Genomic DNA, 1,042 nt, shown 5'->3' on the forward strand with positions numbered 1-1,042 from the left:
TTAATTCCATTAACTATTCAAAAAGAGCTGTTTAAAATAACGGCCAATTAACAGAAAACGTCAATAGGTTATCAATGAAATTCAGTGCTGTGATTCTTGCAGCGGGTAAAGGTACCCGTATGCACTCAAATATGCCTAAAGTGCTACACACTTTGGCAGGGAAGCCAATGGTTAAACATGTTATCGATACTTGTACTGGCCTTGGCGCACAAAACATTCACCTAGTCTTTGGTCACGGTGGTGATCAAATGCAAACCACACTTGCAGATGAGACTGTCAACTGGGTACTTCAAGCGGATCAGCTTGGTACTGGCCACGCGGTGGATCAGGCTTCTCCACGTTTCGAAGACGATGAAAAGATCCTAGTTCTTTATGGTGATGTTCCACTGATTTCTCCTGAAACCATTGAAAACCTACTTGATGCACAACCAACAGGTGGCATCGCGTTACTTACTGTAATGCTCGATAACCCGACCGGTTACGGACGTATCATTCGTAAAAATGGTCCAGTGGTTGCTATCGTTGAGCAAAAAGACGCAAGCGAAGAACAAAAGCAAATTAAAGAGATTAACACTGGCGTAATGGTTGCGACTGGTGGAGATCTGAAGCGTTGGTTGTCAGGCTTAAACAACAACAATGCTCAAGGTGAGTATTACCTAACAGACGTTATTGCTGCTGCGCACGACGAAGGGCGTGCCGTTGAAGCGGTTCACCCAGTGAATGCCATTGAAGTAGAAGGTGTTAATGATCGCGCTCAACTTGCTCGTCTAGAGCGCGCGTTCCAATCGATGCAAGCACAAAAACTACTTGAACAAGGTGTGATGCTACGTGACCCTGCGCGTTTTGACTTACGCGGTGAGCTTCAGTGCGGTATGGATTGTGAAATCGATGCAAACGTGATCATTGAAGGTAACGTATCGCTGGGTGATAACGTCATTATCGGCACTGGTTGTGTTCTGAAAGATTGTGAAATCGACGATAATACTATCGTTCGTCCTTACAGTGTGATTGAAGGCGCAACCGTTGGTGAAGAGTGTACCGT

1 protein-coding gene is annotated in these 1,042 nt (G+C 45.2%); it reads left to right on the forward strand.

Annotated elements, in window-relative coordinates; all coding sequences use genetic code 11:
• Positions 1-74: 74 nt before the first annotated feature.
• Positions 75-1,042: bifunctional UDP-N-acetylglucosamine diphosphorylase/glucosamine-1-phosphate N-acetyltransferase GlmU (gene glmU / locus R8269_RS26205; RefSeq protein WP_318223037.1), on the forward strand; the 968-nt coding region annotated here is incomplete at its 3' end.

Source organism: Vibrio sp. Vb0667 (assembly GCF_033391095.1).